This is a genomic window from Planktothrix sp. FACHB-1365, assembly GCF_014697575.1.
In the GTDB taxonomy this organism is placed as follows: domain Bacteria; phylum Cyanobacteriota; class Cyanobacteriia; order Cyanobacteriales; family Microcoleaceae; genus Planktothrix.
In genome coordinates, this window is the sequence record NZ_JACJSC010000019.1 from 56,262 (window position 1) to 71,859 (window position 15,598).

The following is a 15,598-nucleotide window of genomic DNA, read 5'->3' on the forward strand; positions in this document are numbered from 1 at the left end:
AGAAATCAGGTTTATAATTCTCCATCTTTTATGATACATTAAAAATTCAGACAAAAAGTTGATATTTTCAGACGGTTTTCCAGAAAATTAACCTCTATAATTATGGCTCAAACACCACAGAATCCTTCTGATTCTCTCTCCGGGACACCAGATTCTTCGGCGGACACAGCAAATTTAATACAGTTATTACGTCGTAAACAAGGAAATTGGGTCGAGTGGGGTGAAGCTTGTGCTCAGTTACAAAAATCCGGTTACAATCCCCAACAAATTTTTGAGGAAACCGGGTTTGAACCCATTCAACAAAATCAAGTGATTGTGGCGGCACAGGTTTTTAGCTCTTTAGTCAAAGGCAATTTAGCACTTGAAATTCAATCTTATTTTCAACGCAAAGGAAGTGATATTTTATATGAATTTCGGATTCTGAACCAAGGGGAACGAGTCAGGGCTTCAGAATTTGCAAATCAGCGTCAATTAGATGCCGATGAAGCGAAAGAATTAGCGAAAGCAATCAAAGAATTTTCTCGATTTTCGACTGCTCCAGACGGTTTTTCTCATCATCCTGGGGATATTTTAGCTTATTACGCTTGGAAAGCCGCCCGACAACATCATGATTTACAACAGCGCTCACGGTTAATTGCAAAAGGGTTAAAATATGCTCATTCCCCAACAGCTAGAGAAAAAATTGAACAACTGTTAACCGATTTTTCAGTGACGACAAAACGCTCTGCTCCTCGTTTACCGATTTATCGTTTAGAAACAGAAGAAGATATCCCTCGTTTAATTCCAGTTGCGGGTGAATTTCCGATTTCATTATCAGACTTTAATACTGTTCCTTTAATGGAAGAAATCGGTAAATTTCGTATAGTTAAATCGTCAGGAAATGCCGCTTGGGTGGCTGTTCCAGGGTGGCAAGTGGTGATGAAAGCAGAAGATCCCGTTGCCATTTTAGGAAATAGCGCTAATTTACCCCATCCCCTACCGAATAAATCGGAATCTGTTTTAATAATTGTAGATCGCGCTCAACGGCAATGGGATACTGATGCTTATTTCTTAGTAGAAGGCTCCGATCATTTAGAATTACAATGGTTTGATGAAAACCCGTCAACCCTATTACTCGGAAAATTGATTTTGGTAGTTCGTCCCAAAAAAGTATTAGATGAGGATCAAATTCATGATGTTTGGCAAACGGATGAATAATTAAGGGTTGAGTTTTATGAAGAAACCAAGTTCTTAAGTTGTGCGAGCGTCCTCGCTCGCTATTTACCCCCAAATCTTATAAACGGTTTAGGATTTTAACTTTATTTTATTTTATTCTGACGATACCAACGATAACCATAAACTGCGCCTCCTAGGAGGAATAAATAAGGACTAAAGGCTAATAACCATAAAGTTAATCCTACTAATAACCAAGTAAATTCTCCCATTGTATGGGTCGCGCTTCCCCAAGTTTCTTGTATTCTTAATCCCAAATTATCAGGAGTAGAAGCAGCAGAAACTGGCGATTCAAGGGTTAAATTAATTGTGGAATAAGCGACTTGATTTTGTAAATTTCTTAACTGAGCATCAATGCGTTCAATGGATTCTCGAATGGTACTTAATTCATTAGCGGCTTTGAGAACGTCCCCAACGGAACCCGAACGCTCCATAATTTTTAAGATCATGTCTTCCGATTTGCGTAAATTTCGTAGTCGAGCTTGAAAATCGACTAATTGATCAGAAACATCCTCGGCTGTAATCATTTGATTTTCCACCGTTCCTAATTTTGCTAACGCATTTAACGTTGTTTCTAACCGTTGCTGGGGGACTCTAAACTCTAAATAAGCGGTTTGACGCTGACTATTATCAGCCGATTTTTGAGCTTCAAATTTTAAAATATCTCCTTGTTGTTTCTGGATAATGGTAGTAATTGATTCTGTCGTTTGATGAATAGATTCCACTACTAAAGTCAATTGAGCACGTTTAATCAGTTGAGATTGTTTTTTAGGTTCTGGGGTCGTTTGTTCCGGTGTAGAATTAGCCATTTCGCGGGTATCTGCTGGGGCTAAAGGTGCAGTGGCGGGAGAACTCATTGTCGCTTTATTCGCCTGACTGCAACTTGATAAGGCTAAAATTGATACCATTAATCCCAGACAAAATCCTAGCTTTGATGCTGTCCGAGAGCCCATTTGATTCGTATTCATGGCGTTACCTTCCTCAAAAAAAGAACCCGATATTACAGCAATATCCTTTTAAAATTTACTGTTTCCTGATAAAATTTTAAGCGATATCCCTATAACAATATGTCTAATTTAACCTTTTATTGTTAATAACTCCTTTAATATTGCACCTAAAATGACAGACGATTTTGACCTGGATCAAGTTTCCTCCCTCGATTCTCTATCAACCCCAGAAACGGAATTGACGGTTTCTGATGGGACAATAACGAATTCCTTAGAAAATATTGAGAAAGTTCGCGCGTTTCGAGCCGAAAAAATTAAAGAAATTTATCAAAGTTTACGTCCAGGTCAACAACAAATGGCGGATTGGAATGGAGGGCCATTAGCGATTTCTGCGGTTCCAGGGGCGGGAAAATCAACAGGAATGGCGGTTGCTGCTGCTTTAGCGATCGCTCATTATCAACTCCATGCTCATCGTCAATTAGTGATTGTGACCTTTACCCGTTCAGCCGCTGCCAATATTCGAGCTAAAATTACTGAAAAACTTAAAGACCTTAAATTACCTTTAGGCGGATTTGTTGTTCATACTTTGCATGGTTTAGCGTTAAATATTGCTCAAAAACATCCTGAATTATCAGGATTAAATTTAGAGAATGTCACTTTAATTTTACCCACTCCTAGTAATCGAATTACTCGCACCTGTGTTGAGCAGTGGATTACTGCCAATCCTCGTCATTATCAACGGTTAATTGAGGGGGTTCAATTTGATGGAGAAGAAACAGAAAGGTTAAGAAGGCAATCGGTTTTACGAACAGAAGTTTTACCGAATTTAGCTTGGAAAGTGATTCAAGAAGCCAAAAGTTCAGGACTGCAACCGCAAGATTTAAAAGAAATTTCAGAACGAATTCCTGATGATTATGAGATTTTAAAAATTGCTGGGGGATTATATGAAAATTATCAAACTTTATTGCGATCGCAGAATTTAATTGATTATGATGAAATGATTTTAGCTGCCTTGCGAGTTCTAGAAAATCAAGCAATTCGTCAATTTTGGCAAAATCGAGTATTTGCTGTATTTGAAGACGAAGCTCAAGATTCTACGCCTCTGCAAAGTAAACTCTTAAGAATTTTAGCTCGGTCTTCTGAGTCAATTAGTGATGATTTAGAGACTTTAAATTTAGTTAGAGTCGGTGATCCTAATCAAGCAATTAACTCTACTTTTACTCCGGCTGATCCCATTTATTTTAGGAATTTTTGTAATGAATGTGAACAGTTAAAAAAATTAGCGACAATGGATCAAGCCGGAAGAAGTAGCTGCATTATTATTGATGCGGCTAATTATATGTTATCGTGGGTGAATCGCTCCAAATTAGCGGGAAATGAACAACCTTTTCGAGAGCAAATGATTCGGTTAGTGGGATGGAATGACCCTCAACCCAATGCAAATCCACCCGCTTATGATCGAGGCTTAGAACTGTGTGAACCTGCGGATATTTATCAAACGGTTGAGTGGATTGTGCAACGAATTGTAACAATTTTGAATCATGATCCTAAAGGAAAATTTGCTATTTTAATTCGAGAAAATAAACAAGGAGAGTTTATTTCTAACCTTTTAAATAACCCCAAATCATACAATATTAACATACCCGAAGATTTTAAAACTAAAATCCGCATTTATGATGCGTCTCAACAGGCACGAAATTCTAAAATTCCTGAAGAAATGTTAGCCTTATTGCAATTTTTAGATCGTCCCCATTCACCGGATTATTTAAAATTAGCGTTAAAAGTCTTAGGTGATCGCAATTTAATTCCGAATTTAGATTATAATAAAATAGCAATTCATCCCGAAGAATTTCTTTATCCTGGCCCCCTTGATCCGCCACAGCCTCCAGAAATTCGTCAATGTCGTTATTTTTGTTGTCAATTATTGCAAGCGCGTTTAGAACTACCTCCCTATCAATTAATCTCTTTTTTAGCGTTATCCCTGCGCTATGAACGAACGGAATTAGCAACGGCCGATAAATTAGCTGAACGCATTGGTCAAAAAACTTTTGGTAGCCATTCTATGGGGACTATTTTAGAAGTTTTGAATGATATTGTCAGTTCAGAACGATTTGAACCCGTTGATATTGATGAAGAAACTTCTAAAGAAAGTCCCTACACCCGTGACGGTCAATTAACTTTAATTACCATGCACAAAGCCAAAGGATTAGATTGGGATTATGTGTTTCTTCCCTTTTTACAAGAGTCTACAATTCCGGGGAATTTACGAGTTTTACCGCAAACGAAATTTTTAGGAGAATTAACCCTTTCTGAAGTCGCTCGTGCTCAAATTCGAGCCGCATCTCATGGACAAGAATTAATTCCTGATGTGATGACTGCATGGGAACAAGCCAAGGATTTAAAAATTGCCGAAGAATATCGGTTACTCTATGTCGCCATGACCAGAGCTAAACGTTTTTTATGGATGTCTGCATCGCGTTTTTCTCCCTACACTTGGCATAAACCCGAAAATCAGCAAGAACAAAAACCCTGTCCGGTTTTTATTGCTTTAAAACAACAATTTCCTCAACATTTTTTAGAGAAATATTAAAAAATAGAAGAAAGAGTTGGTTCTATTTTCGGTTTAATTTCAGCATCAAACCCCGCAGATTTTAAGGAATTTAGAGTTGCTTCAGCATTCTGTATCCAGAAGTCACGACCTAAACAAACCCCTTTATAATTATGTTGAAATTCTCCTTTCACTGTAGCCACAATGGGAATATTAGCTTGTTGTTGATTACCGGATGATTGTTCTTTGAGAAGTGCATGAAGTTTTTGTAAGCGGGTTAAATCATAAATTTCCTCAAGTTTTAAATGTAAAAGTACCATAATTTTTGATTCCTCTACTTCCAAATCTTCTAATAAAGGAGTTGGGAGTTTTTCACGACGAGGGAGAGTATTGGCGAATTGTAATTCATCAATAATCAACTGAGTTTTATCTTCCTGTTTATCAATTTTTCCTGTAATTAAAACCACATCATTTTCACCGGGAAAGGTCTTTATTTCTTGATAAGTTCTAGGAAAAACAATCGCCTCCATTTGTCCGGTTAAATCTTCAATTTGTAAAAATGCCATGCGATCGCCTTTTTTAGTGGTATGCAGTTTAATCGAGGTAATCACAACAACGACTTTAACTTTTGATTTTTTACCCGTTAATTCTTGTAAGGTGACTCGTTCCTCTACAATAATAGATTCTAAGATGGATTTTAACGGATGTTCAGAAACATAAAATCCCAGTAATTCTTTCTCAAATTGTAGTTTTTCTTGAACCGTAAAATCTTCAATTTTTGCAGGTTTTGGTGCATCTTCATGGGTATTAATTGTATTCGTTCCTCCCCCTAAAAGATCAAAGATACTTTGTTGACCAACAGCCCGATCTTTAGCTTTACTTTGCGCCCAAGAAATTAATTTATCTAAATGATCAATAGCTTGGCGACGGTTGGGGTTCAATTTATCTAAAGCACCACATTTAATTAAAGATTCTAACGCACGGCTATTGACAACTTGTAAATTAATGCGATCGCATAAATCAGGATAACTTTTAAATTCTCCCCCTTCTCGACGCTCTGCTAATAAATGTTCTATAGCACCTTCTCCCACATTTTTAATCGCAGATAGTCCAAAAATAATACTATTATCGGAGGGAGTAAAATCCATACCCGAAAGATTAATATCCGGCGCAATTACTTTAATCCCTAAAGATTTTTGGCAAGATTCAATATACTTTTGAATTTTATCCGTATCTCCACTATTGGCACTTAATAAAGCCGCCATATATTCAACAGGGTAATTAGCTTTTAAATAAGCGGTTTCATAGGTAACATAGGCATAGGCCATTGAATGGGATTTATTGAAGCAATATTCGGCGAATTGAACCATTTGCTCAAATAACTTTTCTGCCAATTTTTGCTGGACTCCATTTTTGGTTGCACCGTCAATAAAGAGTTCCCTTTGCTTCTGCATTTCTTCTGCTTTCTTTTTACCCATACAATTGTGGGCAATAAAATTATTAGCAATAAAATTATGAGTTTCGGGAATACTTAAATCAAACACTTCTTCTTTGCCTATATACTTAATTTCAACAATTTCATCCCAAAAAACATCCGATTCTGCGATCGCTTTTAATTGGTCATTTTGAAAGGCTATCGCAAAATTTTCCACACGATGACGAGATAGACTACGAGAGGGTGTTTTCTGGACTGGACTCTTTGTGGATAAATGACCGTCTCCAATTAAATACGCGACCAACTTGATTTGAGCATCTGATATTTTACTTTGATTTGTAATCGGGAGAGTTTTTGCTAAACCCACGCGATCGCCAATTTTAAAGGCTTTTAAGGGTTGCCATCCTAAGACTGTATAGAAAAGATGATCGTCAGTGGCTTTAATTTGGTGATTTGTTTTCGTGGTAATTTGCCAAATATCCTGAACTCCATTTGGATGAATTTCCGTGATGGGTTGTTGCGTAATTTTTTGAGTATTAAGATTGAGAGAAAAGACTTTTCTACCTAACCAATATTCAGGAGATTGTGCAATTTCTTTTAAGGAAACTAAGTTTCCGGTAGCAGCATCTAAAATTTCCGTAGATCCACTCAAACATCGGCGAAGAATATCCGCTTGACCTAAAGAATAGCCCGCTAAATCTTGAGCTAATTTCATAATTTGTTCTTGAAAGCATAAAATTCCATAGGTTTCTTTTAAAATCGGTTCTAACATCGGGTGATCATAGCGAATTTCATCCCGTCCATGTTTACGATCAATAAATTGGGGAATTAAACCTGCATCTAACGGCCCCGGACGATATAAGGCTAAAATAGAAGAAATATCATCTAAACAGGATGGTTTGAGTTTTTTAACAATATCCATCATCCCAGAAGATTCTAGCTGAAAAATTCCATCTAAATCCCCTTTTTCTAATAATTTATAAGTTTTCAATACATCTTCGGGTAACTTTTTATGGGTTTTATAAGCGTCTTGCGCTCTCCTTTCTACATCAGAAGGTAGTTTTTCAGGATCAATTTTATGATGATATTTTTCTTCAATATAATCAACCGCTTTTTGAATCATGGTTAAATTCTTTAACCCCAAAAAGTCCATTTTTAACAATCCAACCGCCTCTAAATCCTCCATATAATATTGAGTAATCACCGCCCCATCATTATTACGTTGGAGGGGAACAATTTCGTCTAAAGGTTGTTTAGAAATCACCACACCCGCCGCATGAACTCCGAAGGTTTTGTTTGTTCCTTCGATGCGAATTGCCATATCTAACCATTGTTTAACTTTAATCGTTCCGACTTCATCCCCTGCATCATTATGAATGGCAACATCTTCATGATCATAAGCTTCTTTGAATTCCGGCGCGGGACTTTGATCGGAAATCATAACTTTTAAACGGGTCGGTTTTCCCCGTGAAACCGGAATTAATTTTGCCATTTGATCGGATTTTTTATAAGAAATTCCTAATACCCTGGCGACATCTTTTAACACCGCTTTAGAGGTCATCCGGTTAAAGGTAATAATTTGGGCTACCTTATCTTCGCCATATTTATCAGTCACATATTTAATCATTTCGTCTCGCCGTTCAATACAAAAATCCGTATCAATATCTGGCATAGATTTTCGTTCAGGGTTTAAAAATCGTTCAAATAATAAACCATGATGCACTGGATCAATATTGGTAATTCTTAAGGCATAAGCCACTAATGATCCCGCCGCAGAACCTCGTCCTGGCCCAACAGGAATATTGTTATCTCTGGCAAATTTAATATAATCCCAAACGACTAAAAAGTAGGTGGAAAACCCCATCTGTTGCATCATTTTAAGTTCATATTCTAAGCGCTCTTTATAGATAGGTTTAATCTCGCTTCGAGTTTTAGCATTCATCCGTTCTAATAACCCTTTCCAAGTCACTTCTTCTAAGTAAGTATCCGCCGTATGATCACTTGGAATAGGATAGTCAGGGATACGAGGTTCTCCTAAAATACCCTTATAGGGTTCAACTTTATTAGCAACTTCTACGGTATTATTAATGGCTTCTTCAATAATGTCATCGGATAAATGATCCCGAAAGAGTTGCGCCATTTCTTCAGCAGATTTTAAATATTCTGTGCCGCTGTAGCGCATTCGTTTTTCTTCATTAATTAATTTTTGGGTATTAATACAAAGTAACGCATCATGAGCTTCCACATCATTACAAGAGATAAAATGGGAATCATTGGTAGCGACAATTTTAATATTTAATTCTCGACTAATATTAACAATCTCAACATTAACCATCCGATCTTCAGGAGAACCATGATCTTGAATTTCTAAATAAAAATCCTCTCCAAATACATCTTTATACCATTGGGCAACTTTTCGCGCCACATCATACCGTCCTTGTAAAATTGCCTGGGGAATTTCTCCGCCTAAACAAGCACTGGTAACAATTAACCCTTCATGATATTGTTCTAATAGCTCTTTATTAATACAGGGACGTGCAAAAATGCCTTTTCCTTGAAATCCTTGCAGGTGTGAAATGGTCGTTAATTTAACTAAATTTTTATACCCTTGGGTATTTTTTGCTAAGACGACTTGATGATATTTTTTCCGTCGAGAATCTTGAATAGCAACATCTCCATTAACCACATACATCTCATTGCCAATAATGGGTTTAATATTCTTATTTCGACAGGTTTTAATTAACTCAATTGCCCCATACATGACACCATGATCGGTGACAGCGATCGCAGGCATTTCTAACTCTAATGCTCGATCAATTAATTGAGGTAATTGAGATGCACCATCGAGTAAACTATAATCACTATGAATATGTAATCCTACAAAAGACATGGTTGAGTTCCTTGATTAAATTAAACTTAAAAATAATTGAGATAAAATGATTGACTTCCGTAATATTAACACAGTTTGGGCTTCTGTATTTGTAGAAACACTCGCTCAATTAGGATTAAAAACTGCTATCGTTTGTCCCGGTTCCCGTTCCACTCCTTTAACGATTGCTTTTGCTCAACATTCTAGCATAGAAACGATTCCGATTTTAGATGAACGGTCTGCCTCATTTTTTGCTTTGGGAATTGCTAAAAAAAGCGGAATTCCGACGGCTTTAGTTTGTACGTCAGGAACCGCAGGAGCCAATTTTTATCCTGCTATTATAGAAGCAAAAGAAAGTCGAGTTCCCTTATTAATTTTAACAGCAGATCGACCCCCAGAATTAAGAGATTGTCATGCAGGACAAACCATTGATCAAGTAAAATTATACGGCACTTATCCGAATTGGCAAACAGAATTAACGGTTCCCAGTTTAGATTTAAAATTATTACGTTATTTACGCCAAACCTTAATTTATGCTTGGGAGCGATCGCAATTTCCCATTCCGGGTGTTGTTCATCTGAATATCCCTTTTCGTGACCCGTTACATCCCATTTATCAATCAGAAACAGAAGATTTAAAAGCTATCTTTCCTAATGATTTTTTTGATCCAATTACTCCATTAAAATCTTCCCTGTTTTATAGCTTTAATCTATCTAATTATTTAAAACAATGGTATAATTATTCTCAAGGGATTATTATTGCTGGTGTAGCTCAACCGCAAAATGCAGAGGGTTATTGTCAAGCGATCGCCCATCTTTCTCAACACTTAAATTATCCCGTTTTAGCCGAGGGATTATCCCCCATTAGAAATTATTCTAACCTGAATCCCTATTTAATTTCAACCTATGATTTAATCCTGAGAAATCCAACCTTAGCCGAAAAACTTGCACCTCAAGTGGTAATTCAAATTGGAGATTTACCCACCAGTAAAACCCTGAGAAACTGGCTAGAACAAAAACAACCAGACTATTTTATCCTTGACCCTAGCTATCAAAATTTAGATGGGTTACATGGAAAAACAACTCATTTGAGGATACCGATAGAACAGCTATCAGAAGAAATTCATCACCAAGAAGATACAGATACCTTAAATTTGACTGGATCTCAATTCTATTGTCATCTATGGTGTGAGTTAGAAGCTAAACTAAAAACAGTTATTAATCAAGAATTTGAAGCTATTAATTTATTAATAGAACCTAAAGTTGCTTGGTTATTGCCTCAAATTCTACCTCAAAACACCCCCATTTTTATTGCTAATAGTATGCCAGTAAGGGATGTAGAATTTTTTTGGAGTCCTAATTTGTTAAATATTCAACCCTTTTTTAATCGCGGTGCTAATGGAATTGATGGAACTTTATCCACAGCATTAGGAATAGCCCATCATCATCAGCAAAGTAGTATTTTATTAACAGGTGATTTAGCTTTACTTCATGATACCAATGGATTTTTACTTAGAAATCAATTCATCGGACATTTAACGATTATTTTAATTAATAATAATGGCGGTGGTATTTTTGAAATGTTACCGATTTCTCAATTTAATCCCCCCTTTGAAGATTATTTTGCAACCCCTCAAAATATTAATTTTGATCAATTAGCTGCAACCTATAAAATTGAATATGAAAAAATCCTATCCTGGGAACAGTTGAAACAACGATTAAATCCCCTTCCTGATAGTGGAATTAGGATTTTAGAAATTCAAACTAATCGCAAAATTGATGCAAAATGGAGGCAAAAATATTTACAGCAGTTTGCAGATGAATTAAACTTTTAGAAACCGGGTTTCTCGAAGAAACCCGGTTTCTGAAGTTGCCAAACTCTTCGGCGTTTTTGCCCCATTGGAATAGTAGGAAATTCATCAAGAAATACAATTTCAGGGATCTCACAGTGCAGACGTTCAAAAAGCGATCTTAACGATTTCCTAACCTCTTCTTGAATCACATCTTTTTCTCGATTTCTAACTTTCAAAGCAACTTCTATGCGATTTAAACTTAACTGCATCACTTGATAATCTTCAATATTTGTAGAAACCATAACAATTGCCCTGCGAATAAAATCAGGAAAAATTGTTACCCATTCATTAGTAAACTTATGATGAAGATAAAAAATATCATCCTGTCGTCCTTCAATTTGTTCAATTGCCATAAATACTGACCCACATTGACAAGGCGTTTTTCGTTCAACTAAAATATCATTGAGACGATAACGAATAATCGGTTGCGTTGTGCGTCTAAAATCGGTTATAATCGGCATAAATCGAGATTGATGATCATCTAAATAGTCTTTCTGAATAGCAACAATATCCTCATTCAGATGTAAAGTTCCATAGTTACAGGTATAACCTAAAAATCCTTCTGTACATTGATAAACTTGATGAATCATTTGATTAAAAACACTGCTAATATAATCTGCATCTAAAGGATCTAGAACTTCTGCAACAGAAACTATTTTTTTCGGTGATATTTTTAAACAGCCTTGTTTTTGAGATGTAGCTAATAATCGTAATAAAGAAGCAGGTGCAACTAAAATTGTGGGTTGATAATGATTTAAGCGTTGAATATGGTTGGTAATTAGGTCTAATAAATCAAAGAATTTGAATTGTAAACGCCGACTTTTTACCGTTTCATATAATCGACTATTTGCCCTTAGAAAAAATGCAATTTTCTCAGGATATAAAATAAAATTGGGTAATAATTTGGCTAAAATTGTTCCCGCCCAAATCCATTGTTCTTGAGAACTAACTAAAAATAATCCTCGATTTCCACTGGTTCCCGTTGATAACCCAACAGTATAGCCACCTAAATTAGAGTTAAAATCTCGTGTTTGTTCAGCTTTTAAGGCTATTTCAAAGGCTTCTGAGGCTGAAATTTCAACGGTATTGAGTTGATCAAAATTTTCCATCATTTTTGCTTTATCAATCATCGGAAAATTTTGCCAATCAGAAATTTCTAAACCTTGATAATACTGTTGATAAAAGGGAGATTTTGGCAAAACCTTATTGAAAAACTTCTGAACCTGTTGATTTTGCCAAGTTAATAACTGTTCTCGGCTGTTGAATTGTCTAAAATATTTTGTTTGTAAATAATGTTGAAGAATGGTTAATGTGTGTTTCATTTTAATAATATACCTCGTAGGGTGCGTTTTACGCACCTTGAACTCTGTTGTATTAAATAATGTTGATGGTGCGTGCGCGTTGCTTACGCACCCTACATATTACAGATAAAATTCAGTAAATTTACGGTTTATTTTTATGATTTTATCCTCTATTCTGATATTGGGGACTTTGAGCGAGCACTTCTGCTGAACCCTTGATCAACATTTCTACCCGCTTCCATTCTCCACATTATTTTCTTTATCTGCTGCTTTCCATCTACCTCAAACACAAATTATGACGAATCAACCATCATTTGACCTAGCCAAACAAGGTAATCCGCAAGAAATTGCTAGATTAATCACTTATTTAATGACAGAACAAGAAATTATTGCTTTTGCAGAACTTAAGCAAGATTATCTTGAAATTAGCTTAGAGTCTACCCCTGTTCCTCGACAACAAGAATCTGTTGTAGTTGTTGAGAGGATCATGAAAAAATTAAACTGTCCTTATATTAAATCGGTTGTTATTAAAGGTAAAGAACTAGCACTAGAGGAACCGATTTGGACTGACTGTATTAGTTTAGAGCAAAAAACTAAACCCCATCAAAAAAAATCCACCTTCACTTTTTTTCAGTGGTTAAAATGGCCAGCTTGGTTTCCCTATCCCAATTCTTGGTTGAGAACCATTCTCCTAATCGTTTGGATTATCTCTGTTGCTAAAATTACCCTATTTTGGGGAGCATTGATAGGGGAATTAACTTCAGATATTGAAATTGATCCTCGACCGTTTTTACAAGCATTGGGAATCGCATTTTTAATCTCTGGAGTCATTTATTCCTACGCGCACCACTGGATTTTTAATCGATCATTGCGGTATTTTTCCCCTTGGACACCCCATTATAGAAGTTTATGGGAAGGAATTTATGCTTTAATCGTCTTCTTTTTATCTATACTCATTGTTTTAGGCGTTTTAATTCCCTTTTATCCAATTGAGAATTGCTATTCTTACATTATAGACAACTTTCAAGTTCAAGCGTGTCGTTTTGGAGATCATCAGCAATGGGTAGAATCAGCAGGATTATTACAGATTGTTTGTATTTTGTATCTCTATCAAATTGAATATCTGATTCGCCAAAATCCCCGACTTCAAAAAAATATGATTTTAATGGGATGTATTGGTTTAATTGCGGCGGTATCCATTCCTCTGTATTCTAAAAATATAGAAAATATTAAAATGGTACGTTCTTGGGTTGCTTCTTATCTTCCTGAAGGGGGAAAAACTGAAAAGATTGTTAATAAAAATAGCCCAACCCAAACTGAGGCTTATTTGAACCGTGATGGAATTACTCAAGAACAAATTCAACAACATCAAAGTCTTGTAGAGTCTAATCCCCAACCTCTAACTTCATCTTTAAAACCACCAGAACCTTATTTTCAACAAGGGTTAAATGAAGCGAATAGCGCAGCGTTATTAACACAAACTTCTAAATCAAAAGATGAATGGGAATTTGTCGCAAGTCAATGGGAAAAAGCAATTGAAAATATGAAAGCGGTTTCGGCTTCTGATGTTAATTATGGCAAAGCACAACAACGAGTTATTCAGTATCAAAAAAATCTGGATTATGCGCGTTTGGCTGCTAGTCGTGCTAAATAGTTATATTAGTTATATTAATCAACAATATTGATGGTGCGTGCGCTATGCTTACGCACCCTACTGGATTTGTGGTATTTAATAGGAGAATATAAGATGGAAATGATTCGGGTTTGATTTTTAATTATTATTTATTCTATGATATGATCATCATTAACTTGTACTGCTCCTATGTCTCTCACCGAAGAAATTTTATCTCAAATCCCTGGAAACCCTTTCAACGGTTTACGAAAAGCAGATGAACTATGGACGGGGTTAAAAAATAATAGTCTTCCTCTTCCTAATACCGTTAAACAGGAATCTCAACGGTTGGAAACGGTGGATTATGATGTTGTTATTTGTGGGGGGACACTGGGAATTTTAATCGGTACAACCTTAGTGATGAAAGGGTGGCGAGTTGCGGTATTAGAACGAGGTAAACTGCGAGGACGGGAACAAGAATGGAATATTTCTCGCAAGGAATTAGAGGTTTTGATTGACTTAAATTTATTATCTGAGGTAGAATTAAAAACTGCGATCGCAACGGAATATAACCCAGCCCGTTTAAGTTTCCCGAATAATATTGAAATTTGGGTGAAAGATGTTCTTAATATAGGGGTTGATCCCGTTTATTTATTAGAAACCCTCAAAAATCGGTTTTTAGAATTAGGTGGGATTTTATTAGAAAATACGGCTTATGAATCAGCTATTATTCATCCTGATGGAGTGGAGGTAAATGTAACCCAAATCCATTCCCCTCGCCTTGCAGGAGAGGGGTTAGGGGAGAGGTTAATTATTCTAAAAACCCGTTTATTAATTGATGCAATGGGGCATTTTTCCCCTTTAGTTCGACAAGCCAGACAAGGACAAAAACCTGATGCAGTGTGTTTAGTAGTAGGAACCTGTGCAACGGGTTATTCTAATAATGAAACGGGGGATATTTTTGCCTCTTTTACTCCTTTAGAAAATCAATGTCAATATTTCTGGGAAGCCTTTCCCGCCAGAGATGGAAGAACAACTTATTTATTTACCTATTTAGATGCTGATCCTCAACGGTTTAGTTTAGAATATTTATTTGAAGATTATTTTAAACTCTTACCTGATTATCAACAAATTGAACTGCATCAATTAACCTTTAAACGGGCGTTATTTGGGTTTTTTCCTTGTTATAAAAATAGCCCCTTAAAAATGCCTTGGAATCGTGTTTTTGCCATTGGAGATAGTAGCGGGAATCAATCTCCCTTAAGTTTTGGAGGCTTTGGGGCGATGGTGCGTCATTTAAAACGGTTAACCAATGGTATTGATCAAGCGTTAACAACCGATCAATTAAGCCAAAATGCTTTATCTTTATTACAACCTTATCAACCCAGTTTATCCGTAACTTGGCTATTTCAACGGTCGATGAGTGTGGGGGTTCAACAAACCATTAACCCGGAACAAATTAATCAGTTATTAGCAACAGTATTTCAAGAAATGGAACAATTAGGAGAACCCATTTTAAAACCGTTTTTGCAAGATGTGGTACAGTTTTTAGCCTTAACTCAAACCTTATCAAAAACAGCGATTAATCATCCCGGTTTAATTTTTAAAATTATTCCACAAGTGGGATTAATTAGTTTAATCGATTGGACAATTCACTACTGGAATTTAGGGATTTATACAGGTTTATATCCGTTTGCAAAAACCCTAAAACCTGCGTTCCAAAAATTACCACCTTCTTCTCAATACTATTATGATCGTTGGTTAGAAGCTTGGCAATATGGTTCAGGACAGGATTATGATTAAACACACCCAATCAATTATT

Annotated in this window: 8 protein-coding genes; 5 read left to right on the forward strand and 3 right to left on the reverse strand. The window is 36.1% G+C overall.

Annotated features, from left to right (window positions below):
* Window positions 1–102 precede the first annotated feature (102 nt).
* On the forward strand, window positions 103–1,197 hold the full coding sequence (locus tag H6G57_RS18855; RefSeq protein ID WP_190521279.1) for a RuBisCO accumulation factor 1: 1,095 nt from the start codon (window positions 103–105) through the stop codon (window positions 1,195–1,197).
* A 101-nt stretch (window positions 1,198–1,298) separates the two neighbouring features.
* On the opposite strand, the gene H6G57_RS18860 is transcribed toward H6G57_RS18855, so the two are convergent.
* Entirely contained in the window at window positions 1,299–2,180 is an 882-nt protein-coding gene (locus H6G57_RS18860) for a DUF4349 domain-containing protein (RefSeq protein ID WP_190521281.1), read from the reverse strand.
* Window positions 2,181–2,331: 151 nt separating this feature from the next.
* Between H6G57_RS18860 and H6G57_RS18865 the strand changes: the two genes are divergently transcribed.
* Window positions 2,332–4,749: an ATP-dependent helicase gene (locus H6G57_RS18865; protein WP_190521283.1), complete on the forward strand. Its 2,418-nt coding sequence runs from the start codon at window positions 2,332–2,334 to the stop codon at window positions 4,747–4,749.
* On the opposite strand, the gene dnaE is transcribed toward H6G57_RS18865, so the two are convergent.
* Window positions 4,746–9,032 (reverse strand): DNA polymerase III subunit alpha, encoded by a 4,287-nt coding sequence (gene dnaE, locus H6G57_RS18870; RefSeq protein ID WP_190521285.1) that lies wholly within the window; start codon window positions 9,030–9,032, stop codon window positions 4,746–4,748. The two genes, H6G57_RS18865 and dnaE, sit on opposite strands and share 4 nt — an antisense overlap.
* A gap of 46 nt (window positions 9,033–9,078) precedes the next feature.
* On the opposite strand from dnaE, the gene menD reads away from it, so the two are divergent.
* A complete protein-coding gene (menD, locus tag H6G57_RS18875) occupies window positions 9,079–10,845 on the forward strand; it encodes a 2-succinyl-5-enolpyruvyl-6-hydroxy-3-cyclohexene-1-carboxylic-acid synthase (protein WP_190521288.1) in 1,767 nt (588 codons plus the stop codon).
* On the opposite strand, the gene H6G57_RS18880 is transcribed toward menD, so the two are convergent.
* The gene (locus H6G57_RS18880; RefSeq protein WP_190521290.1) at window positions 10,842–12,185 is read right to left on the reverse strand and encodes a F390 synthetase-related protein; all 1,344 of its coding nucleotides are present in this window, start codon (window positions 12,183–12,185) and stop codon (window positions 10,842–10,844) included. The two genes, menD and H6G57_RS18880, sit on opposite strands and share 4 nt — an antisense overlap.
* Window positions 12,186–12,459: 274 nt before the next feature.
* Between H6G57_RS18880 and H6G57_RS18885 the strand changes: the two genes are divergently transcribed.
* Together H6G57_RS18885 and H6G57_RS18890 are read left to right on the forward strand one after the other, a co-directional pair.
* Window positions 12,460–13,818 carry a hypothetical protein gene (locus tag H6G57_RS18885; protein WP_190521292.1) on the forward strand — a complete coding sequence of 453 codons (1,359 nt, stop codon included), beginning with the start codon at window positions 12,460–12,462 and terminating at the stop codon, window positions 13,816–13,818.
* A 168-nt stretch (window positions 13,819–13,986) separates the two neighbouring features.
* A complete protein-coding gene (locus H6G57_RS18890) occupies window positions 13,987–15,579 on the forward strand; it encodes an NAD(P)/FAD-dependent oxidoreductase (protein ID WP_190521293.1) in 1,593 nt (530 codons plus the stop codon).
* Window positions 15,580–15,598 lie beyond the last annotated feature (19 nt).

Coding starts and splice junctions, on each gene's coding strand:
- H6G57_RS18855 (WP_190521279.1), top strand. CDS start 103: ATGGCTCAAACACCACAGAATCCTTCTGATTCTCTCTCCGGGACACCA.
- H6G57_RS18860 (WP_190521281.1), bottom strand. CDS start 2,180: ATGAATACGAATCAAATGGGCTCTCGGACAGCATCAAAGCTAGGATTT.
- H6G57_RS18865 (WP_190521283.1), top strand. CDS start 2,332: ATGACAGACGATTTTGACCTGGATCAAGTTTCCTCCCTCGATTCTCTA.
- dnaE (WP_190521285.1), bottom strand. CDS start 9,032: ATGTCTTTTGTAGGATTACATATTCATAGTGATTATAGTTTACTCGAT.
- menD (WP_190521288.1), top strand. CDS start 9,079: ATGATTGACTTCCGTAATATTAACACAGTTTGGGCTTCTGTATTTGTA.
- H6G57_RS18880 (WP_190521290.1), bottom strand. CDS start 12,185: ATGAAACACACATTAACCATTCTTCAACATTATTTACAAACAAAATAT.
- H6G57_RS18885 (WP_190521292.1), top strand. CDS start 12,460: ATGACGAATCAACCATCATTTGACCTAGCCAAACAAGGTAATCCGCAA.
- H6G57_RS18890 (WP_190521293.1), top strand. CDS start 13,987: ATGTCTCTCACCGAAGAAATTTTATCTCAAATCCCTGGAAACCCTTTC.